The sequence below is a fragment of the Halomonas sp. TG39a genome, assembly GCF_000744395.1.
Lineage (GTDB): Bacteria > Pseudomonadota > Gammaproteobacteria > Pseudomonadales > Halomonadaceae > Vreelandella > Vreelandella ventosae_B.
This window is the reverse complement of sequence record NZ_JQLV01000001.1, coordinates 585,222-607,822: the sequence shown is the minus strand read 5'-3', so window position 1 is coordinate 607,822 and position 22,601 is coordinate 585,222. Positions and strand designations below refer to the sequence as shown.

The 22,601-nt window shown below is 55.0% G+C and carries 18 protein-coding genes; 9 read left to right on the top strand and 9 right to left on the bottom strand.

The window, feature by feature from the left end; genetic code table 11:
- The first annotated feature begins 26 nt into the window (after nucleotides 1–26).
- Nucleotides 27–974: an ABC transporter substrate-binding protein gene (locus U738_RS02720; protein ID WP_161786291.1), complete on the top strand. Its 948-nt coding sequence runs from the start codon at nucleotides 27–29 to the stop codon at nucleotides 972–974.
- 46 nt (nucleotides 975–1,020) lie between these two features.
- Here U738_RS02720 and U738_RS02715 read toward each other — a convergent pair whose 3' ends face one another.
- A complete protein-coding gene (locus tag U738_RS02715; RefSeq protein ID WP_081899025.1) occupies nucleotides 1,021–3,195 on the bottom strand; it encodes a TonB-dependent siderophore receptor in 2,175 nt (724 codons plus the stop codon).
- A gap of 407 nt (nucleotides 3,196–3,602) precedes the next feature.
- Between U738_RS02715 and U738_RS02710 the strand changes: the two genes are divergently transcribed.
- The 3 genes from U738_RS02710 to fhuF all read left to right on the top strand — a co-directional run bounded on the left by U738_RS02710 (nucleotide 3,603) and on the right by fhuF (nucleotide 6,317).
- Nucleotides 3,603–4,400 (top strand): inositol monophosphatase family protein, encoded by a 798-nt coding sequence (locus tag U738_RS02710; protein ID WP_035577076.1) that lies wholly within the window; start codon nucleotides 3,603–3,605, stop codon nucleotides 4,398–4,400.
- Between the two features lie 198 nt (nucleotides 4,401–4,598).
- Nucleotides 4,599–5,366 carry an ABC transporter ATP-binding protein gene (locus U738_RS02705; protein WP_035577068.1) on the top strand — a complete coding sequence of 256 codons (768 nt, stop codon included), beginning with the start codon at nucleotides 4,599–4,601 and terminating at the stop codon, nucleotides 5,364–5,366.
- A gap of 162 nt (nucleotides 5,367–5,528) precedes the next feature.
- Nucleotides 5,529–6,317: a siderophore-iron reductase FhuF gene (gene fhuF, locus U738_RS02700; RefSeq protein WP_035577067.1), complete on the top strand. Its 789-nt coding sequence runs from the start codon at nucleotides 5,529–5,531 to the stop codon at nucleotides 6,315–6,317.
- A gap of 6 nt (nucleotides 6,318–6,323) precedes the next feature.
- On the opposite strand, the gene U738_RS02695 is transcribed toward fhuF, so the two are convergent.
- From U738_RS02695 to U738_RS02675, 5 genes are all read right to left on the bottom strand, one after another.
- Entirely contained in the window at nucleotides 6,324–7,976 is a 1,653-nt protein-coding gene (locus tag U738_RS02695) for a multidrug ABC transporter permease/ATP-binding protein (protein WP_035577065.1), read from the bottom strand.
- A 217-nt stretch (nucleotides 7,977–8,193) separates the two neighbouring features.
- The gene (locus U738_RS02690; protein WP_035577063.1) at nucleotides 8,194–9,282 is read right to left on the bottom strand and encodes a DUF1513 domain-containing protein; all 1,089 of its coding nucleotides are present in this window, start codon (nucleotides 9,280–9,282) and stop codon (nucleotides 8,194–8,196) included.
- Nucleotides 9,283–9,285: 3 nt separating this feature from the next.
- Nucleotides 9,286–10,308, bottom strand: coding sequence for an imelysin family protein (locus tag U738_RS02685; protein ID WP_035577061.1), 1,023 nt, complete (start codon nucleotides 10,306–10,308; stop codon nucleotides 9,286–9,288).
- A 38-nt stretch (nucleotides 10,309–10,346) separates the two neighbouring features.
- The gene (locus U738_RS02680; protein ID WP_035577058.1) at nucleotides 10,347–11,834 is read right to left on the bottom strand and encodes a di-heme oxidoreductase family protein; all 1,488 of its coding nucleotides are present in this window, start codon (nucleotides 11,832–11,834) and stop codon (nucleotides 10,347–10,349) included.
- 107 nt (nucleotides 11,835–11,941) lie between these two features.
- The gene (locus U738_RS02675) at nucleotides 11,942–13,240 is read right to left on the bottom strand and encodes an imelysin family protein (RefSeq protein ID WP_092490867.1); all 1,299 of its coding nucleotides are present in this window, start codon (nucleotides 13,238–13,240) and stop codon (nucleotides 11,942–11,944) included.
- A gap of 208 nt (nucleotides 13,241–13,448) precedes the next feature.
- On the opposite strand from U738_RS02675, the gene U738_RS02670 reads away from it, so the two are divergent.
- Both U738_RS02670 and U738_RS02665 read left to right on the top strand, forming a co-directional pair.
- Complete coding sequence (locus U738_RS02670; RefSeq protein WP_035577056.1) at nucleotides 13,449–14,315, top strand: LysR family transcriptional regulator ArgP; 867 nt, start codon at nucleotides 13,449–13,451, stop codon at nucleotides 14,313–14,315.
- 171 nt (nucleotides 14,316–14,486) lie between these two features.
- Nucleotides 14,487–16,307: a diguanylate cyclase gene (locus tag U738_RS02665; protein WP_035577054.1), complete on the top strand. Its 1,821-nt coding sequence runs from the start codon at nucleotides 14,487–14,489 to the stop codon at nucleotides 16,305–16,307.
- Between the two features lie 23 nt (nucleotides 16,308–16,330).
- Here U738_RS02665 and U738_RS02660 read toward each other — a convergent pair whose 3' ends face one another.
- Together U738_RS02660 and U738_RS02655 are read right to left on the bottom strand one after the other, a co-directional pair.
- Nucleotides 16,331–16,888 carry a cytochrome b gene (locus tag U738_RS02660; protein WP_035577052.1) on the bottom strand — a complete coding sequence of 186 codons (558 nt, stop codon included), beginning with the start codon at nucleotides 16,886–16,888 and terminating at the stop codon, nucleotides 16,331–16,333.
- 112 nt (nucleotides 16,889–17,000) lie between these two features.
- Nucleotides 17,001–17,873 carry a LysR substrate-binding domain-containing protein gene (locus U738_RS02655; RefSeq protein WP_035577051.1) on the bottom strand — a complete coding sequence of 291 codons (873 nt, stop codon included), beginning with the start codon at nucleotides 17,871–17,873 and terminating at the stop codon, nucleotides 17,001–17,003.
- 143 nt (nucleotides 17,874–18,016) lie between these two features.
- Here U738_RS02655 and U738_RS02650 point away from each other — a divergent pair, with 143 nt between their 5' ends.
- Nucleotides 18,017–18,895 carry a DMT family transporter gene (locus U738_RS02650; protein WP_035577048.1) on the top strand — a complete coding sequence of 293 codons (879 nt, stop codon included), beginning with the start codon at nucleotides 18,017–18,019 and terminating at the stop codon, nucleotides 18,893–18,895.
- A gap of 125 nt (nucleotides 18,896–19,020) precedes the next feature.
- Here the strand turns inward: U738_RS02650 and U738_RS02645 are convergent, their stop codons facing one another.
- Complete coding sequence (locus tag U738_RS02645; RefSeq protein ID WP_035577046.1) at nucleotides 19,021–20,466, bottom strand: hypothetical protein; 1,446 nt, start codon at nucleotides 20,464–20,466, stop codon at nucleotides 19,021–19,023.
- 324 nt (nucleotides 20,467–20,790) lie between these two features.
- Between U738_RS02645 and U738_RS02640 the strand changes: the two genes are divergently transcribed.
- Entirely contained in the window at nucleotides 20,791–21,171 is a 381-nt protein-coding gene (locus U738_RS02640; RefSeq protein WP_035577043.1) for a septal ring lytic transglycosylase RlpA family protein, read from the top strand.
- A gap of 266 nt (nucleotides 21,172–21,437) precedes the next feature.
- Nucleotides 21,438–22,436, top strand: a complete 999-nt coding sequence (locus U738_RS02635; protein ID WP_035577041.1) for an NADP-dependent oxidoreductase — start codon at nucleotides 21,438–21,440, stop codon at nucleotides 22,434–22,436.
- Nucleotides 22,437–22,601: the final 165 nt, after the last annotated feature.

The window sequence follows — 22,601 nt, the reverse complement described above, 5'->3', positions numbered from 1 at the left end:
TTTATCCACAAAACACAGGCATGATCGTGGAATATCAACAGGGTACTTTCTGTCACTACGTACGCCGTAAAACCACTGCATTATCGGGTACTCTGCTAATCAGTTTATTGATGAGCACCGTGTCAATGGCGGGAAATGGAAGTATTGAAGCGCCCGTAGCGACGTTTGATTTCGCCATTGCCGAGACCCTCAACGCGATTGGTCATCCCCCGAGGTTTTTAGCGGGTCTAAAGGGATACGAAACCTACTCACGTCAAGATGGCGCTATCCCTAATACGACTAACCTTGGTTACCGTTTTCTGCCAAACTATGAACTACTGGCAAGCCACCCTCCGCAGCATATTCTGATTTCACCACCCGCCCATACCAGCTTATTGCCAAGGCTCAGTGAAATTGCCGATGTTAAGGAGTATCCGCTTTACAACTTTTCCGAAATTAATAGCGGACAGAGCCATTGGGAAGCAGTGGAGGCGTTGACGCGTCAGCTTGGAACCCTCGTCAATGACTCCGCTGCATCAGAGCAGTACATTGAGCAAACCAACCGCTACTTTGACGATTTAAAAAGCCAGCTTGATAGCATCGATGAAGCAGTTTTAATGGTACGTCTAGTGGATGAGCGCCATGCCCGCGTTTATGGCAAAGGAAGCGTGGAAGGTATGGTATTAAATCGCCTTGGCCTCCAGAACGCTTGGCAGGACGACTTAGGTCAGTGGGGGATGACGACCATTAGCGCGACACCTCTATTTAGCATCGACGCTAAAATGATATTCCTTGAAAGCCCCTACGACCCTCCGGGTGGGCAGCGTCAACTACTCGCTGATGGCCAGTGGCGGCATTTACCAACCGTGAAAGAAGGCAACTATCTCATTATTCCTACTAACTACTGGTCTTGGGGAGGCCTACCTGCGGCACTGCATTTTGCCGACAGTCTTGCCAGCCATCTTCTTGAAAGCGCCGCACCGCCATTAAGATAGGCGATGCGGCGCGAGCGATTAAAACACCCAATTCAGTGCCTATGCGCTACCACTTGTAGGACACAGTACCCAGCACAGTGCGTTCGGCCCCCCAATAGCAACGCCCTCCGTTGTTACAGCGAGCCACATACTCACGATCAAAGAGGTTATTGGCGTTAAGATTGGCACTCCAGTTATTGCCAAAATCATAACCGATGGCCGCATCAACGAGTGTCTCACTACCTACCTCTAGAGTGCCATAATCTAGGCTCTCCGGCGGGTAGGCGTAGGACTTGCCCAAGTAACGGACACCGAGACCCGTTTGCAGGCCGTTCAAAGCCCCCTGCCGGAAAGTATAATTGGCCCAAACAGAGGCCTGATGACGCGGAATCCCTGTAATTTGCTCATCTTCTAAACGCGAACCGGCATCTTCGACAATCCTGGCATCGATATAACTATAGGCAGCAGTCAGGCTCAGGCTTTCGCTAATACCGCTCTTAACCTCTACTTCTAAACCCTGGGATTGTGTCTCACCAATCTGGCGATAGTCACCGGAGCTGCCGTCGTAGCTAACATCATCTTGCTTAGTGATGTCATAAGCAGAAACCGTTACCTGGGTATTCCAACCCTCCGGCTCGTATTTCACCCCTAGCTCTACTTGGTCGCCGGTAATAGGTTTGAAGTTGTCTTCAGTGTTAAGTTGAACCGGCACGAAAGTGGTAGAGTAACTCACGTAAGGAGAGATGCCGTTGTCAAACTGATACATCAACCCGGTTTGCCAGCTGAATGCTTCGTCGGAGCGCTGAGTATCTTCATTAGCTGCAGTATAATCATCGTATTCACTATCCGCCCAGTCGTAACGACCTCCCACCAATGCAATCAACCCGCCGACTTTGCCCTGCCATTGAGCATAAGTTCCGGCCAAATTTTGCTTTAGATCGCCATCACTAGAGAGACTGGAGGTTTGCGGCTCGCTGCTATACTGAGGGTCAAAAATATCAATAAGATAGAATTCACCACTGGCAATGTCACTAGCATACTGGCTCTGTACGAATGACGTCCTATCGAAGCTGGCGCCGAACAACATAGTGTTTTCGAGCGCTCCGGTGGTCACATTGCCGACCACTTGGTTATCAATGGAGTAGATTCTAGACTCGTTGGCGCGATCAAGATTATAGGCGCCAATGTTAGAACCGTAACCTGCATCAACGAACTGCAACCAGGTTTCCTGCCGATCTACCAGAGATCGCGTATACCGCCCGTTTTGGCGAAACGTCCAATCATTATCAAAGCGGTGCTCGTATTCGTAACCTAATGTCCAAAATTCCCGCTCAAAGCCATCCCAGTCAGGGTGCCCTAGGTTGGTGTCGGTGCTCAATTTACCGCCTGGATTGTCGAGCAGAGTACCCGACGCCGGTAGCCCTAATTGAATCTCGGTGCTGTCTTTTTGATATTGTCCCAGCAATGTCAGGGTATCCCTATCGCTCAGATCGATGGCCAGCGAAGGGGCAAAGTAGATCCGGTCGTCCTCCATGCTATTGATTTGCGTATCAGCCTCGCGAATCAGGGACACCATTCGACCACGGACGCTGCCATCTTCATTCAGAGCGCCCGACACATCAGAGGAGAACTGCCGTCGGTCATGGGTTCCATAGCTAAGATTGACCTCTCCCTGTCGTTCATAAGTTGGGCGTTTACTGACCAGGTTTACTAACCCACCGGGCACGTTTTCGCCGTACAGAATTGAAGTCGGCCCCTTGAGTACTTCTACTCTCTCTAGACCATAAGGCTCGGCCGAAGTGGCATAGGCATTGGACTGCACGCGCAAACCATCGCGGTAGGTACCGTAACCATAATCCCTTTGGTTCATGCCGCGAATGTAGAAAATATCGCCTGCCAGAGCATCACCGCCAGGGTAGTTAGCACTGTTAACACCTGGCACATAATCTAAAATGTTACCTAGTGTTTGTGCTCCCTGATCCTCAATCTGATTCCTCGTTACCACCGAAATGGCGCGTGGTGTTTCAGACAGTGGGGTATCAGTTTTAGTTGCCGTTAGACTGCGATCTGCCTGATAACCCACATCTGGCCCCTGTGCCCCCACTCGCTCTGCTGTTACCGTCAGACTCTCCAATTCGGAGACCGATTCTTCTTCCTGAGCTGCTGAATAAACTGGCACCGCAACCAATGTGACGACCAACAACCCGCTTTGACAATACAGCGCGTATTTTCCCTTGAGCATACAACCGTTCCCCTTTTAAAAGGCTGATAAATTTTCAATAAAATAAATTATTATGATTATCATTTGCATTTTATGGTAAAAACTTTCCTCACCTCAAGTTCTCTTTGCCATTTCCCGTTCTCAAACCATAAGCAAATTCTCTTTTTTCAGAACGCTTACTTATTCCCGCTCTTTCACCTGAAGAGCAGTTTTGAACAGCGCGCCGCACAGAACATTCGAACTAGAACCTCGCTATGCAGAATGCCATCAGGGATACAGGGGTCGTTTAAAGCCAGCAGACTTAGTTTCTGCCCTGCTAAAAGTGCGAAGATCATCACTGTCATCTCCGTGTCATGAATGGCTAGTTACATTGAATAGATACAGTTTTGCCATTCACTAATACACGATGAATGCCCAGGGGAAATACAATGCTTGATAGCAGCAATGACCTACTCGAAACGGTGAAACAGGCGGCGTACGAGGCAGGTGCGCTGTTACGCGAGGGGTATTCGCTAAAGGGAAGAATTGCCTTTGAGCAAAAGGGGGCGTCAGACTTTGTCAGCTACTACGATACGGCCGCCGAGAACATCATTATCGACTGTATCAACAGCGCTTTTCCCGATATCGCTTTCCTAGGTGAAGAGAGCGGGCTGACGCCAACCGATAGTGACTATACCGTCATCATTGACCCTCTTGATGGCACCAGCAACTTTCTGCATGGGGTGCCTCACTTCTCGGTCTCCATAGCGGTTACCAAGGGCGATGAGCTGATCATCGGCATTGTCTATCAACCGCTGCTTGATGAAATGCTTTGGGCCAGCCTTGGCACCGGCGTCTTCCTCAACGACACGCCGCTCACGACGCCTGAACCGCGCCCACTGAACGAGATGCTGGTAAGCACCTGCCTGCCCTACCACGCTAAAGGCGACTGCACGACGTCCATAAATCAACTCGCCGTGCTAATGCCCCAAGTGGCTGGCATCCGCAGCCCAGGTTCTGCGGCGCTGGAGATCGCCTATCTCAGTCTAGGCCGCTTTGATGCCTTTTGGTCTCAAGGCGCGGCGCTTGAATTTTGGGATATCGCCGCCGGTATTGTGATTGCCCGAGAGGCTGGTTACACCGTCACGGATCTCACTGGCGAGCCGAACCCCGCTCAATGGAACAGTTTACTTGCGGCACACCCCGAAAAACATAGCCAACTGCTAGCGTGTTTAGCGCCTTACTGATAAACGATCAACGTCATTTCTAATCGCATCGGTTAGCCAATCAAGCAAAGGCTAACCGCCTAAGACCTACCCCTCGTCTGCTTTCCCCAAGGACGTTTACCCTCTATCACGTAAATCTTTTCATTTTTTTGTTAAAAATGAGAACCATTAGCACTAGAATGGAGGCATTATCATCAACCCTATCGCTAGGAGTCATTCATGTTCGAGGTCAAAGGCGCCACCTTTGAAATCAATGGTAAGCAGATTTTAAATCCCATTGACCACAGCTTTCATGAGGGCAAGGTTTACGGCCTGATTGGCCATAACGGCTCGGGTAAGTCGACGCTGATCAAGCTCATGGCCCAGCAGCAGCCAGTAAGCCAGGGGGAGGTTCACTTTGACCAGCGCCCGCTGAGTGACTGGGGAAATCGTGAGTTCGCCCGTCAGGTGGCTTACCTGCCCCAGCATTTACCAAGTGCAGAAAGTCTTACCGGGCGTGAGCTAGTCGCCTTTGGCCGCTACCCATGGCACGGGCTGCTAGGCCGCCACACCCAGAAAGACAAAGATGCCATTGATCGCGCCATTGCCCTGACCCACACAGAGGCCTTTGCCGACCGCTTGGTCGACACGCTCTCCGGTGGTGAACGTCAGCGAGTCTGGCTGGCGATGCTACTCGCCCAGGGCAGCCGCTTCCTGCTGTTGGATGAGCCGCTAGCGGCCCTGGATATCGCCCACCAAATCGAAGTGCTGGCGCTGATCCGCAAGCTGTGCGACGAGCTGAACTTGGGGGTTATTATCGTGCTGCATGATATCAACATGGCCTCGCGCTACTGCGACGAGCTGATGGCACTGCACAGCGGCCGCCTACTCGCCCACGGCGCCCCCAACGATATGATGTGCGACAGCACCTTAGAGGCTATTTATGGTCTACCGATGCAGGTCATGAAACACCCCAACGGAGAGCACAATATCGCCGTGGCGCAATAACGCTATTGTCCGAGGCAAGATACTTTTTAAAAGCACTCATTCGCAATCAAATGCTTCAACTGATACGCATTATCGATTAAGCTGAATGCCACATGTCCCTGTGTGCTGTGTCAAAACCTATGTGAAAGCCCTTGTTTGAAAGACCTGCGATGGAGCCTCGCGATGCCCTCTGCTCTGCGTCAGCCACAACTGTTCGAGCCTTCGTTAGCGTCCTGCTACACCGGGCCGTTGGCGAACTTTACGCCGCCGTTAATAGGTGGAACGCCACCGCTGGAAGCGTTCAAAACAGCCCGTTGGCGGAATGCCGATTGGCTTAAAGAGGATCTCTCCCGTTTCGCTGGGCAGTACCCAGACGGAGACCAGCGGGCAGTGGTATCGATCTGGTCGAAGTGGCACTTAAGCGCGCTAACCGTTCCCACACTGACAGCCAATCTGCTGCTTAACCGTGACTTGCCGGTGGGGCTAGACGACATGCAGGTTCTCTTTAACGATAAAGGCGCTACCTCGCGGCTGTGGGTACCCCACGAAGGCACCCCGATAACCACGCAAGATCCTTTTGAGCGTTTTGCTACTTTGATTGAGCAGCACTGGGCACCGTTAATTGAGCAATTAGCGGCCATCTCCGGCGCCGCTCAGCGGGTGTTCTGGAGCAATGCCGGTGGCTATCTGGATTTTTACGTCAATGCGCTAGGCGAGCACCCACTGGCTAATCGGCAGGCGTTTGAAGCAGCCAAGTCGCTGCTGGAAGCACGCACCCTGCCCAACGGCAAGCGCAACCCGCTGTTTCAGCCGGTGCGTTACTTTACGCCTAAGGGGAGTGAGGAGGTTAAGCGGGTGCGCAAGCTCTGCTGCCTGCGTTACTTACTGGATGAGTTTGATACCTGCGGTACCTGCCCACTTGAGGGCTGCGACCTGGAGGCGCGCAAACGCGCCAAACAGGCCGCCCGTTAAAGCGGTTTAGATATTTATTTGCGCCACCGCATCTTCACTTGCTCGCGCACGCTGCTCGCCTTTCAGCTCGCTTAATTGCCCCTTCGACATCTCCAGCAATCGGTCGGCGTGGACGAAGTAGCTGTCGTCGTGGCTGATCGCAAACACAGTTTTCCCCATCGCTTTTAAGTGCGGTAATAGCTCGCGGTAGAACAGCCGTCGGAACTGCGGGTCTTGATCCGCCGCCCACTCGTCGAGCAGCAAGATATCGCGTTTTTCGGCAATCGCTAGTAGCAGTGCCAAGCGTTTACGCTGCCCTTGGGAGAGCTGGGTGTTGATGACGCGATCACCCTCCCACTGCAATTTGTGCTGCATCTGCAGTCGCTCAAGCCAGGTATCAACGACCTGCGGGTCAGCAGGCAGGCCTTCAGGGCCCATGGTCTGATCAAACTGATGGAAATCGGTAAAAACGCTGGCAAAGCGAGCGCGGAACGCTTCCCACTGAGCAGCAGTGACCACCTCGCCATCAATCTTAATAGTGCCGCTTTGGGGGCGGTATAACCCCGAGAGTAGCCTTGCCAGGGTCGACTTACCGCTGCCGTTGCCGCCGATCAGAAACACCTGCTCACCGCGCTCTAGGGTCATATTGAGCGGCCCCACCTGGAAGCCCTCGCCTTGGGCAGTGTCCGGGTAGTGATAAGTGACTTCCTCCAGCTCCAGATGCTGCCAATCGGCCAGCGTATCGTCAACGGCAAAGCTTGATTGGTACTCGGCTAGCTCCAGGCTGCTCAATTTATCAAACGCGACCTGGGCACTGATCAGCGTTGGCCAAGCGCCCACCGCCTGAATCAGCGGCGTACGCAGGAACAGCAGCGTCAGCGCGAAGGTGGAAGCCACCGTGGTATTCGCCCAGCCCAATCCATTAGAGAGGAAAAACACCACCCCGATGGCACCCAACATCATAATGTTAGACCAGTTGTTAGCGCTTAAGTGGTAGGTATCGGCGCGGATAATGTGGTGACGGTAGTCACGGGCATTGGCGGTATAGCGCTCATCATAAAAGCGCCGGGCACGGTCGCGGTTCAGCGCCAGCTCTTTGCGCCCTTCAATGGCTGCCTGGAAATCTTTATAGAGGCTGTCTTCGCTTTCACGCACGAGGCGAAAATGGCGATACACCCGCGACACCAGCACCCAACCCACGCCCATGGTGAACGCGATCCACAGCACGGTGATCACCACCATTTGCGGCGAAAGCCATGCCAAATAGGCCACCGAGGCAAGCGTTAGCACCACGCCCTGAATCAGCTCCGGCAGACGCACAAAGCCAATGGTGATGTTACGCACATCGCTGGACAGGCTAGCAAGCAAGGTGGCGTTGCCCAACTGCTCCAAACGCTCAATATCGGTGTCGAGGATCCGCTTCACCAGCCGCGAGCGTAGGTCAAACACAAAGTGGTGCCCCAGCACGGTGAGCGCCAATTGCGTACTGAGTGTGACTGCCAGGAGCACCGCCAGCAGGCCGAGAAATTGCGGCAACGCCGCCATACTGCCTACTTCAATAAGCCGTTGGTTGATAAAGGCAATCACCCCGACCCCTAAGCCAGCGCTCAATAGGCTCAGAGCAATGGCGCCTAAAAAGGGCCAGCGGTAGTGATGAAATACTAAGCGCAGCAGTTCCATGGGGCTCCTTGCCTTCTGTAAAGAGCGCTGAAGTCTACCAGCAGCACCGCTCACCAAGAAGACGTCATTTATAATGGCTTCAAACCGGTGGTCTGACAGCCTGTTTCAGAGGGCTATCTCAAAGAGCTATTTCAAAAACCATATCAAAGCGCTATTCCTAAGAGCTATTCCTAAGAGCTATTCCTAAGAGCGGTTTCAACTGGCTATGTCTAACTGGCTAAGTCAGATGGTTATCCCAGCGGAGTTCCAGGCTGGCGAGTAGCTCAGGCATCGCCAAGTCAGGCGTTACTCGATAGAGCCCGCCCTGGCCGGAGGAGACCAGAAAACCGCCATTGCCATCACAGCGGGCACCAGCGGCGTCAGGGAGTGCCAGGCTGGCGACAAGATTGCCTTGTGCGGCATCCAGCAGCAGTACCCGGTTGCCGCGAGGGGCAGTCACCAGGACATTGCCAGAAACACGGCTAAACGCCACGCTGGCAGTGTAGTGCTTCAGACTGGCGGTGACTTCATCGGCCAGCGACAGTTCGGAGAAGTGCCCCTGGGCATCCAGTCGGCAGATCAGTGGGTGGGTCTCCCACTCGGGGCCTTCAAACTGATAACCCGCGATCACCGTACCATCCGCCGCCACGTCGAGATGACGGCAGCTGAGCTGGTGGTGTGAAGGTTCGTGACGGGCCAGTACCTCACCACTGTTACGATCCATCAGCATTAGCGCTGGTGCCATAGTGTCCAGGTTGAGCTTAACCCGGCCGTAGTCAGGGTGTGTCTGGATACCCCCCAAACCAATCACCAGAGTGTCACCATCCGGCATCAGCCTCAGCTCATGGGGCCCAATGCCGTCCAGCGGCATATCGCGCACATGGGCGTAGTCGTTGTCAGCGTCGTAAACGCGCACTAGCCCGGCGCTGTCCTCCAAGCGGTTGGCGGTGACATACAGATAGCGCCCGTTCAGGTCGAACACGCCATGCCCGTAGAAGTGGTAGCCCTCCCCAGCCGCAAGGGTGTGGGCTAATTGGCGGCTGTCCCCATCGATCACATGCATCCGTGTACCAGGGCGGCGAGCGAACAATACGGCCTGGCGGGAGTCAGGCCGTAAACAGCCGCCGTGGCAGCGCTCGGGCACCTCGATCATAAAGCGGGTCTCACCATCCAATGCCACCCCGGCGATGTAATGCCCTCCGCTGGGGTCGTCGACCGCGCTGAACAGCCAAGCGGCTTCCTCTCGCGCAGGCAGCGCCCAGCTTAACGGGGTCAGCGCCATGGCGACGCTGCCCAACCCCACTTTGAGAACCTGGCGTCGCTGCATGGTTTAATCCCCATCGCTGGAGTTAAAGCCTCGCACCAGCCCCAGTTCACCAGCGATCTCATTACCCAGCAGGTGGCGTAACTGGCTGATATCGAGGTAAAGCGACTGTAGACCGCGAAACGCCGCTTCGTCGTCCAGGGCAAGCACTAAGCCCGACGGCTGGTCGCGGGCCTGGGCGAGCGTCTTATCGAGCTGGTCACGAAATGCCTCGGCGAGCGGCAGTGCCTCGGCCTCGCGCAGCAGCGCGGTAAGGCCCGGCAAGAAGCCGGTACGCAGGCCCTCCAGGCTGCTCTCTACCAAACGGACCGAGTTGCCGCTACGCCAAGCTTCGGACAGGTAGCCGTTGGCGGGGGCGCCCTTAAGGCCCATGGGTTCCCCAAGGCGTTTATCTTCTAGGAGCTCAAGGGCCTGGATGGCGCTGGCCAAGGTGGTTTCCGTGTAGTCAGAGGTGCCAAGATAGTGCTCACCAAAGGCCTGCCAGTCGCGATGCAGCGCATTTGTGGTATCCGCGATATGCGTCGTGATGGCCTGCATCAAGTCGCAGGCGGCAGGATCGCTAAGAGCCTGTCCATCCATGGCGTCGTCATAAAGCAAGTACTCAAGGGCGGGAAAGCCCTGGACCGCCACGCTATCGCCGGCAATCACCTGGGCATCCAACGCGCTGGTTGCTTTTAACCACCCGTTCACCTTGCGGCCTACCAGGTTTTTGCGATCTGGCCAGAACTGGAGTTGCCAGCCCCGGCTGTTCTGCTCGACGGGGCCGAACTGTATAAAACGCACCGCCTGCCAGGCCTGATAGGCGCTCAGCCAGTCATTTTCTAACCGCTGCCTTAGTGCCTCGTCGGGGCTCTGACAGAAACGCACGGCGCTAGTCTCCAGGCGTTCAGAGGCGACGCTCAGTTCGGCATATTGCATCTCTACCGCGCCGTGCCATATATCCCGCGGCGTGGTGTTCTCCGTAGCAAAAGATAGCGGTGCAGCCAAAAGTGCACAGGCCAGCAAACCCAGCCGACGAAACGTAGCCATCACATAAACTCCTTGGCAATTAAGCCTTCCAGCAACACTTATAGGGATTCAAGAAAGCGAATGAGTTCAGCGCGCTGATCCTCAGGCAAGTCACGATAGCTCTGGGTGGCCTCTTCCGCCTCACCGCCGTGCCAGAGAATCGCCTCTTCCAGGGTGCGAGCACGGCCATCGTGAAGAAAGCCCGCTCTAGGGTTTACCGTTTGCGCCAGCCCGATTCCCCACAACGGCGGGGTGCGCCACTCGCGGCCATCGGCCTTGAACTCGCTGCGCTGGTCGGCCAGGGCGTCGCCCATGTCGTGGAGCAGCAGGTCGCTATAGGGCCATATTATCTGATCCGCTAGAGCCGGGCGTGCGGCATCCGCAGCGGTGCGATGGCGAGGGGTATGACAGCTGGCGCAGCCCAAAGCATTGAATCTTTCGGCACCCTGCTTCACCGCCGGGTCATCCATATCGCGGCGCATCGGCACTGCCAGGCTGGAGGCGTAGAAGGTCACAAAGTCGGCCACGTCATCACTGACTTCTGGCGTGCCTCCGTTGGGAAAATCATCGCAGCCCTGGCTCTCCATGCAGTCGGTCTGCGGCACCAAACTGGAGGTCAGCCCCATATCGCCAGCAAAGGCGTGCAGGCCCTGCTGCTCAATGCTGGGTTCACCCGCTTTCCAGCCGAAACGCCCCATAACGGTGCTGCCGGTACGCAGATCCCAAACCCGATTGGCGCGCCCGGAAATGCCGTCGTCATCCGCGTCGTCAGGGTCGGCGGCCGCCAGCAGGTCGGCTTCAGGAATTGCCGCCAGCAGCCCCAGGCCAATCATCGGCGGAGCCAGCCGCGGCGAGGTCTGCAGATCCTCGGGCAACTCACCGTAGGCGGGCTCGGCAATCGAGTAAAACGGCGCCTGCAGGGTAACGCTAGTGCCATCGGCAAAAGTCACCTCTCGAGGACGATACTCGATCAACATTTTTGCCTCTGGCTGCGCGCCGGAAATCGCCGCGGTTTGTAGCTGCAGGCCGTAGTTGGGCACCGGAAGCGCGCCGCGCTGTTCCAGAATCTCGGGCTCCGCTTGCTGAGAAGGTAGCGAAAGGCGCAGGAATAGCGCGATGGGGTTTTCATCACCGGCTGGTGGGTGGCCGCGACCATCTTTGAGGTGGCACCCTTGGCAGCTATTGGTATTGAATAGCGGGCCCAGGCCGTCGCGGGCATCGGTGCTGGCGGGAGCCGCCACCCAAGGGTTACGGAAGAAGCTATTACCCACGCTGAAATCCAGCCGTTTGGTCATCGACATATTACCCAGCGGCAGCGAATAAGCGTTATGGTCAAACTGCTCCACCGACCCATCGCCGCCACTCATGGGTGTCGATTGGAGGGGATAATCTTGGGTAGGTGGCTCATTTTGAGTAGGCGATTCATTTTGTATAGATGACTCGGCTGCCTGCAAGGGTGCTACCAACAGGGCCAGCAAGAAACTGCTTCTGGCTAATGTGCAGGGCACCCACTTGGCTAGGATAATAAACCGGGGTAAGCGGTACATGGTGATACCTTGAGAAGGATGTTACTGAATACGAGCCATTCGATAAAAGGCAACAGAGCCGCTCGATAGTAGAACTATCGGCGGCTCATGGTAGACGCTAGTTCGGTCTAGAACTGGTGACCGGCGTCATCGGGCTGCAGAGATGTCACCCCAAGCACGCCAGCGGATTCCTCAAGCGAGCCGGTTTGCGCCACCAACGCTAAAATCGCGCCGTTGATCAACTCGCTGCCCTTCACGTTACCCGGCGCGATCATCATATCGAAGGCCATTGGCGAGCTCTCAGTTTCTGCCGCCTGTTTGATCGCATCAAGGCGCGCCATACTGGCGTCAAGCTGCTGGCCCAGAGTGTCAGCAAGCTCGCTATCTTCTTGAGCCAACAGGTCTTGCAGCGAAGGTCCATCTACCACGCTGCCGTCTAGGCGCTGATAGCTGCCGGTGTAGATATTCTGAACACCCTGGCCGTTGTAGTAGTGGGAGTTGTGGGTATTGTCGCTGAAGCAGTCGTGCTCATCCTCAAAAGAGTTGGCCTCCAGAGCGACTTTTAAGCGCTCACCTGCTAGCTCGCCAAGCGACAGTGAGCCCATGCCGAACAGCATGCGGCGCAAGCCTTCCTGGTCGCTTTCCGCCAGCAGCTCCTGGCGGTAATTGCCCTCGGTGTCCGGCGCCCACTGGGCCACCATCCACTCAAGATCATCGACTAGCAGGTCGGACACCGCGTCCAGATAAGTGCGGCGACGGTCGCAGTGGCCGTGGGTGCAGTCATCGCCGGTTTGGTAATCGCTGACCGGACGTTCCCCGTTGCCTGCCTCAAAACCATGCAGATCCTGGCCCCACAGCAAGAATTCGATGGCATGGTAGCCGCTGGCAACGTTGGCTTCAGAGCCGCCGATTTCATTAAGATCGGCCAGGAGTTGCGGGGTAATCTCGCTAACGTCCAGGCTTTCGCCCCCAACATTGATTTGCTCGTTGGCAATGATATTGGCCGTGGCGCCTTTATTGCCCAGCTCATGCTGGTAGTCATCGCCTTCGACGTAATCAATCATGCCCTCGTCCAAGGGCCAGGCGTTTAGCTGCCCTTCCCAATCGTCGACCACCGCATTGCCGAAACGAAACACTTCACTCTGCTGATAAGGTACCCGCGCCTGCAACCAGGCTTGCTTGGCTCCGCTCAGGGTTTCGGCCGTGGGATTGGCGAGCAATTCGTCGATACGCTCGTTCAATGCTTGGGCAGCATTCAGTGCATCGGCGTAATTGGCATAAGCCAGATCGGCGTAGTGTTTAACCACGGCGTCAGCGCTAACGGTGTCGTCAGCAGCAGCGGTGTCGACAGCAACTGGGGCAAAAGGCATCAGCGCACTAAGCGCAACGATGCCAGCAAGAGGGCGACGGAGCATGATGGAGGGCATTACAGTGTCCTTTAGGCTATGGCGTTACAGAAACGACTAAAATAAAGTGCTAAGTCATCTCGCTAGGATGGGATGTTGCGCCCAATCTGAAATGTAATTCATTGGCTTATGAGACTCAATCCTATTTAATCTCATATCAATCGCACCGCCGGGTTTATTCGTTCTTTTTTTGCTTTACGTCACTTTTTGCTGCTCTGGGAATACCGCTATGCTGGATTACAAACTGCTTCACGCCTTAGCGACCGTAGTGGAGTGCGACGGTTTCGAGCGCGCAGGCGACGTGCTGGGGCTTTCGCAGTCGGCAGTCTCCCAGCGCATCAAGGCACTGGAAGTTCGCCTGGGCCAGCCGGTGCTGATTCGCCACCCGCACTTAGCCCCCACCCCTGCGGGCCAGCGGCTGTTGACCCACTACCAACAAGTCCAGCTATTAGAGCGTGACCTGCGGGGCTCTCTGCCCACGCTGGATGACCAGGCTCCGCGACTGCGTATCGCTATCAATGCAGATAGCCTGGTCACCTGGTGGGCCGAGGCCGTCGCACATATCTGCCAGCAGGAGGGAGTGCTGCTGGATCTGGTGATCGAAGACCAGGATGTCGGGCTCAAGCGCTTGCGCGATGGCGATGTAGCCGCTTGCCTGTGCGCAACACCACAGCCGATTGCCGGAGCACGCTGTGTGGCGCTGGGCGAAATGCACTACCATCCGCTCGCCTCACCCGATTATGTGGCGCGACACTTCCCGGATGGACCCAACGCTGAAGCTTTTCAAAAGGCCCCGGCCATCGTCTTCGGCCCCCATGATCAGTTGCAGCACCAGTTTCTCGCCCTGTGCGGTTACCATGGCCGCTTTCCTTACCACCTCTGCCCCTCTTCAGAAGGGTTTGTACGCTTGGCCGCGGCCGGGATCGGCTACGGCATGATGCCCCAACTACAGGTCGGCGAATTAATGGCAAGTGGCCAATTGACCAGTGTTGCTCCCGGCCACTCTTTAGCAGTGCCTCTTTATTGGCATTTTTGGCGCCACAGCGGCCAGTTAATCCAACGGCTTACCCAGCAATTGAGTCGTATCATGTATTAAGTATGAGGGTTTTAAACGCTATCTTTTGCCAAAGCCGACTACACTCAAATAGCTGATCGCGACACAGGTAGTTTAAGCAGCTAGCGCTATGTCGACGAATTAGCGCCCCCGGCGGGCAAGGGAACCCAGGGAACAGCGCACGGGGTAATAAAACGAAAAAAGCGATACCCTATGCATGCAATACGTTTAACGACGGGTGTTTACACTGGCCTATTGTTGCTGCTTGCGGTTTTGTTTATTCCGCGGGCTCAGGCAAACACTCTTTTATCCGCATCGCCAAGCCAGGCGAGCTATTCGCTTGCCCCTTATAACGAGTTCTGGCACGCCGACGAACCGTCTTTATCGATTAACGATTTACTCGCAAAACCGCGTACCTTTAAGCCCACCCACCAAGCCAAAGATTTAAATTTCGGCTATACCCGCGGTGATGTGTGGCTGCGCACCCAAGTGCGCAACGATTCGCCGGATCCCCAGAGCTGGGTGGTGGAGTTTGAGTACCCGTTCCTGGATTACGTTACCCTTTATACGTTTCGCCAACAGCGCAGCGAAGTGCAGCTAAGCGAAGTGCAACTAAGCGGCAGTGCGGTTCCCGTTGAACAGCGTGCGCTCGCCCACCGGCAGGCGGTTTTCCCCCTTCAGCTAGCCGCCCATGAAACGGTCACGCTGTATACCCATGTGGCTGCATCAGGCAGCAAGATGCTTAGCTATAACTTACTAGCACCCGAGGCATTTTATACCCAAAACGACCGACATAATTTTTGGCTGGCCACTTACTTTGGCATGCTGCTGGCGATGGGCTTATATAATTTACTGCTATTTTTTGGCTTCAAAGAGCGCGTATTTCTTCACTACTCGCTATTCGTCGCGGGCTTTGGGCTTGCCATCCTGGCGTTTAACGGCATTGGCACTCTCATGTTTTGGAGTTTTTTAGGTGAAAACACGTCACGCTTGGTGGCACTCGGCTTCACCTTTGCCTCCACCATGGCCACGCTGTTTGCGCAGAGTTTTCTTAACACCGAGACATACTGCCCACGCTGGCATCAGGTATTGAACACCTTTCGCAGCTACTGCTGGCTGGCCGTTATCGCGTCGCTGCTGCTACCCATTCCTGCGGCGCTTCACCTCATGGATGTGACAGGGTTTATGGCAGCCTTACTGCTGCTGATATGCGGCAGCTACTGCAGCTTGCGACGCATACCCAGCGCTAGGCTGTTCGTGTTTGCGTGGTCGCTATTTCTGCTGGGGGCAGGTGTCTTTGCACTGCGCAACCTGGGCGTACTACCCGCCAATTTTATTACTCTTCACGGGATTCAAATTGGCTCTGCACTAGAAATGTTGCTGCTTTCGTTTGCGCTGGCATCACGCTTTAACAAACTTAAACGGCAAAAAGAGCGTGCTCAAACCGCTATGTTAGCTGCGCTTAAAAAGCAGGAAGCCGTGCTGGAGCAAAAAGTCGCCGCCCGCACTAAAGCACTGGAGCATTTAGCCAACGGCGATATGCTGACCGGTTTATTAAATCGTCACGGCCTGGCGCGCTGCGCCGAAGAGGTTCTCGAGCGTAATCGTCAACTTGGTCAGCGCTTGGCGTTACTGATGCTCGATCTTGATCGTTTCAAACCCATTAACGACTGCTACGGCCATGAGGCAGGAGATTTTGTATTACAACAAATAGCTAAGCGCATCGCTAACCTGGCGCGTGTTGGTGATCACTGCGCACGCTTTGGCGGCGATGAGTTCATTATTATCATGGAGAATATTGAGCCCGACGATACGCTTGAGAATATTCAGGCCCGTATCGGGGAAGCCATTCGCTCACCGATCAAACTCCCCTGCGGCGAACGAGTCAGTGTGGGCGTAAGCATCGGCGTTAGCACTTGCCAGGGGACAGACAACACCACGCTAGAGAGTTTACTGCGTGAAGCCGATAGCCATATGTACGCTGTCAAATCTCGCCAAGCAGTAGAGTGCTATCGCTACGGCTCGGCGGGTTAGTCTTTAGCCATTTTCAATGGCCGTTAATCAAACAGGCTCATACGCTTCATCACGTTATCGCGTTTGATTTTCCAATGGAATATGGCCCCCGCGACGTGCAGTACCACCAAGCCTAAAATGGCCCACCCCAGGCGCTCATGCCACATAAACAGCTGTTCAGATAGCTGCTCGCGCTCGCCAATTAACCCTGGCAAATGCCAGTGGAAAAACTCAACGGGAAATCCGCCACTTGCCGTTGCTGCCCAGCCCAACAAAGGCATGATAATGAGTGCTAAATAGAGCAAATGATGGACGCTGGTACTGACTACTCGCTCAAAGGCGTTTAAAGGCGGTTCATGGTCGGGCACCACAAAGGCCAGTCGGGTAATAATACGTAGCGTCATTAGCAATAGTATCAACACCCCCAGCGTTTTATGGCTGGTATAAAGCAGGTTCGTAAGCATATTGCCGACTAGCGCAACGGTGCGCTCATAGCCCAAAAAGCCTAACGTTAAACCGCTGGCCAAAGAGAGCAACACTGCGCCCGCCACCAGCCAGTGCAACACCCGATGCGGGTAGATATAGTGATCCAGTTCGTGCATGTAGTGCTCCTAACTGCCAATGCATTGGCTTTTTAGTCTAGTCAGTAACGCTCCCTTACGCTGATTAAAGCACTACGCGGCCATCAACGCTAAACGTTACTAACGAAATACCTTATAGCGCCTGCTCGGGCGCTGCCAGCTGTTCGCGTATTAACTCGCCCAATCGGCGCGCAGGCTCCGAAGGCCGGTGCGGCGCACGGTGCAGCGCCAGCTCAATCATCGGCAGCGCCGGCAGCCCGCTGCTCTCATCCAGCGGCCTCAGCGCTGGGGTTAGCATGCTGCGAGTCACCACCACGATGGCCAACCCAGCGGTAACAATTGGTGCCAACCCCGCCATGGACTGGCTGGTATAGGCAACCCGCCAGCTACGCCCGGCTGATTGCAATGCCTGCTCGGCCACTTCACGAAACACATCTGCCCCAGGGGAGTAGAGCGCCAGCGGCAGCGGGTCACTAAGCAGCGGCTGCTGGTTCATTCCTACGGCCCACAATAAAGGCTCCCGGCGGATAACATCGCCGCCTGGCGAGTTACGCTGCCGGGTTACCAGGGCTAAATCCAACTCTTTGGCTTTCACCTGCTCGACGAGGTGCGTGCTGGTACCGCAGATCACCTTTAACCCGACCGCGGGATAAAGCTGATGAAAGTAGGCAAACACCGAGGGCAGCAGCGAGGCGTAATCTTCAGGAATCCCCAGGGTAAGATCCCCGGTGACCTGACGAGCCTGCATATCACTCCATGCTTCATCATTAAGCGCTAATAGCCGTCGGGCATGGCTGAGTAATCGCTCACCTTCTGAAGTAAAGCGTATTCGCCGCCCTTCCCGCTCGTGCAGCGTGAGCGATAACTGCGCCTCTAACCGCTGTAGCTGCATGCTCACGGTTGACTGGGTATACGCTAACCGCTTTGCCGCCGCCGTTACACTGCCGGTGTCCGCGATGGCCACCAGGGTACGTAGCAGGGTTAGATCCAACGTGGGTGCACGCATATACCAGTCCTCATCTATCAGCCCTTATTCATCTGCCCTTATTCATCACCATTCTTGATAATAACGATCATAAAAGATCGATATTGTGATGTGTTCATAATGAGTATGCTGCTCAGCACATTCACTAATCAAGGAGAACTCTTATGCATCCCGTTCACTCCCCCGCGTTATTTCCACGTTGGTACAGTGTTGGTGCGGCGTTAGTGGCCGTGATGCTTTGGAGTGCGGCGCCGCTGCTGGCCGAGTTTGCCAAAGCGACACCGCCCTTGCAGCTAACCGCCGTTACCCTGTTAGCAGGGTCATTAGCAACGCTACCGTTAAGCCGCCGGGTTAACGTCGCCGCCTGCGGCGCGGGCTGGCAACTGAGTGTTTGGGTGGGTATCCCGCTGCTCATCTTTGGCGCCGTCAGCACCTACTTTATTGGCATGCGGTTAGCGCCCGCCGCCGAAGCGGCGCTGATTACCTACACTTGGCCGGTGCTGTTTGTACTACTCAGCCAATGGAGCCGTTTTGGCCGCCTGCAGATTGCGGGGGTTGTCGGCGCACTGATTGCGTTTTCGGGTGCGGCGCTGCTGCTGGTTCCTCAAGCTATCAACGGGGGCTTGGGAGGCGCCACCACGGGCTACGCGCTAGCCTTGTTGGCCGCCTGCTGCTGGGCAATCTATTCATGGTTAAGCCAAGCAGCGCCAGTGGCGTTAACGCCGCTGCTGCCGCGGCTACTGCTCATCGCCTGTGCTATTGCCTTGACCGCGAGCCTGGCACTGGAAGGCACGCTAGCTTTTCCCAGCGGGGAGGCATTGCTGGCAGGTATCGCCCTGGGGTTAGGGCCGTACGGAGTAGCCATGGTGGCGTGGGATAAAGCGTTGCGCTGGGGGCACGCGAGCCTGGTGGGCAGCTTGGCCTATGGCGTGCCGATCCTGGCCGCCCTGCTGCTGGTGCTGGCAGGCATGAGCGTACTCGACTGGCGTTTACCCGCCGCGGCCGTGCTGGTGGTGGTAGGCTGCCTCAAAGCGAGCCGTTAATCTCCTCACGCCTAACTATTTACACCTTACGCCTCACCATTTACTCCTCACCACCGACCAATAGAGTAACGCCCCTATCACGATAAGCGACAGGGGCGTTGGGCATTATTGATTAACGCTGATAATTAAAGCTCTGGGGGAATATCCGTCGGCTCCATCTCAAGGCTTAATTCGAATAAGCCGCTACCGGTAGCGCTAAAGCCTCGTGCGCTTACCGTGTAAGTGCCGGGCAGCAACGGCTCTTGAAGACGTGAGTCGGTACCGCCTGCGCCGTCGTCATCGCTGATGGCAACGCCTTGACCACTAACTTCGATAAAGGTGTCAAAATCGGCAGAGCGCATCTCCAACGTCACTAACGAGCTCTCTTCTACCTCCAACTGGTACGTCAGCGGCTCTCCGCTGTACCAACCGTTCAGCGCTTCACCAGGGGTAAGCGTGCCTTCATTACGCAGTTCAACATCGGGCATATCGCGCGGCTCCATGGTGAGCGTAAACATGCCGCTGCTCTCGCCATAGGCTGTGCGTGCCGTTAACTGATATTCACCGGGAGCCAGAAAATCAGCGATGCTGGCATCTAGATTACCGGCACTATCATCATCTTCTCGGTAGTAACCGTTAGGCCCCTCAAGTACCAGATACGAGTCGATGTCGCTGGAGCGCATGTCAATCTGGTACATGCCAGCTTCTTCTACTTCTACTTGGTAGCCAAGGTCCTGACCACTGTACCAACCGTTGAGAGAGTCATCGGGAGTGAGCGCTCCATCATTGCGCAGCTCGCCATCTCCCGGTAACTCGTGAGGCTCTACTGAAAGCGTATAGATGCCATCACCATCACCGTAGGCGCTGCGTGCCGTTAGCGTATACTCACCGGGCTCCAGGAAATCAGCAATACGTGCGTCTAAATCACCGGCACTGTCGTCGTCTTCACGAGCGTAGCCATTCGGCCCTTCAATCTCTAGGTAAGCGTCGAAGTCGTCGGAGCGCATTTCCAGTTGGTAAAGGCCCGCTTCTTCTATATTCAGAGTGATTTCACGGGCATCCCCCTGCAGCCAACTGTCGATAGGCTCACCCACTGCCACTGTGTCCGCGTCCGTCAACTCAACGGCGCGGCTGTCAACGGTAAACGGGCCATAGCTGTGGGCATCAGCACCGCTAACCACCACCACGTAGTCACCACTCTCCTCAATACGGTGGCGCACGACGGGGGCATTATCGAGTAGCTGTAACTGGTCATCATAAAGCGCCACAACGCCCTGCAAGGCACCGTTGAGAGAAATCTCAACGATCTCATCCTCTTCCAGTGAAATGGCATAGCGCATGAAGCGGCTACCATCGTTACCGTTCAGTTCGCTGGCCGAGGTTATTTCGCCACGCAGGCGCTCATCAAGGGTGAGCTTTTCAAGGCCAACAATAGCCTCGGCAACCGCCGGCTGATCAGTTGTGTCTACGCTTTCCGCAGACGTTTCATCAGCAGTTTGCCCTGGCAAGGGAATAAGTTGCGCGGCGAGAAAACCCACGGCGGCGCCACCAACCGCCACCAATACAAACGCAAACGAAGAGGATTTAGCCATGAGCTGTTCCTTGTTGAGTCGTAATGACAATCATTAATTAGATAAGCAGTCGTGATTATAAGCTGCTTACTCAATTAAAGTGAGCGTTTCATAAAAAATGCTGCATTGCGCAACGACCATTCTTTATGCATCTCATACCTGGGCTGATAAGTCACTGAAACCCAAGGCCACATAAGCAGAGATTAAAAAATCTTGAAATTGAACCTATTTGCATCGATCTTCTCAAAGCTTGCTGACTCGTTGCGACAAGGGTAGTATCGACAAGCCTATCAGGCACCTCATCAAGAGTGCGGGATTCGCAACACGAAAAACTGAGGTACTCCTATGGGAGCCCAAAAACGACTGATCCGAACGATTTGTTTGGCAGCGGTACTAGTCAGCAGCGCTGCCAACAGTGCTTTTGCACACGAAACAGAAACACAGCAAGGCGTCGCCTCTTTTTACAGTGACCGCTTTCAAGGAGCGACCACCGCAAGTGGGCAACCCTTTGATCAACAGGCACTGACCGCCGCCCATCCGAGTTTGCCGTTTGGAACAAAGGTGTTGGTGACACGCCCGGACACGGGACAAGAAGTAGAAGTTCTGATCAATGACCGCGGCCCTTTCATTCAAGGACGCATTATTGATTTATCTAAACGCGCGGCAGCGAAGCTTGGCATGATTCGCCGCGGTACAGCTCCAGTGATGGTAACGCTGTTGGATTAACGGATAACACATCCTTGGTTGTTGTGTGATACCCATTAGCCTAATCAATGCGACAGCACACGAAGCATCGTTATCTTAAGCAGTCAACAGACAGGGCGACCAGCAATGGTCGCCCTGTTTTTTTTTATATGACTTACCTCATGTGAATTGCTTCCCGATACATTAACGAACTTGCAAGCAGGCTAAGGGTCTCTATGCTGCAAGGAGTTCGAACGCCCAGCCCAAAATACACAGCTCAAAACGCTAAGTATTCGCAGGAGAAATTTATGCAGTCACAATTTTATACGCTTACCGATTACCCCAAGGGCCTTCCCGACCGCGCGCTGTTCAAGTTAGAGACACAAACGCTTCCCGATCTGGCCGAAGGCGAAGTGCGCATTCGTAACCACTGGCTTTCCGTTGACCCTTACATGCGCGGCCGCATGAGCGGCATTCGCACCTATGTGGACCCGTTTGAACTCGGCAAGCCCATGGAAGGCGGCGCCATTGGCGAAGTTATAGAGACCAATGATCCCAGCCTGAAAGTGGGCGACAGCGTCAGCCATATGGGCGGCTGGCGGGATATCGCCCAACTGCCTGCACAAGGGGTCACAAAACTACCCGATCTTGATGTTCCTGAGCAGGCCTATCTAGGTGTACTGGGAATGCCCGGCATGACAGCTTGGACAGGCCTCAACCTGATTGCCGAATGTAAGCCTGGCGATAACGTTTTAGTCAGCGCCGCCAGCGGTGCAGTTGGCTCGCTAGCCGTCCAACTGGCTAAAGCGAAGGGCTGCCATGTGGTGGGTATTGCAGGCGCCGCTCATAAGCTAGCTTGGCTGGAGTCATTGGGCGTCGAGCCGGTCAGCTACCGAGATAGAGATGCTCACGAGCTTAGCGATGCCATTAAGCTCGCCAGCCCCAACGGTATCGATGTCTATTTCGAAAATGTCGGCGGCATTTGCCTTGAAGCGGCGCTTAGCCAGCTGAATGAAGGCGCGCGGATCGCCGTGTGCGGGATGATTGATGGTTACAATGCCAAAAAGCCGGCTCCTGGCCCTAGCAACCTTGCCCAGCTAATTATGCGCAAAGCCAAAATGCAGGGCTTTATCGTCACCGATCACTGGTCGAGTTACCCCTATTTCCTGAACGAAGTAGCTCCTCAGGTAGCGGAAGGCAAGCTGGACTATAAAGAGACAGTGAAAGAGGGCTTAGAAAGCACGCCCGACGCCTTTCTCGCCCTGTTTGATGGCGCCAACACCGGTAAAATGCTGGTCAAACTGTAGCGCTCCGTTCACCTCTATCCCATCCTCATTGCACTCTGGCCGCAGCACGCTTTTCGCTGCGGCCAGCGCTGCAGCTAAGAAAAAATTGTCAAAACGTTAGACCAATAGCGAATTGATAATTAAAATCATCTTTCAGAAATGTGTGTTTTAACCCATCGGCACTGT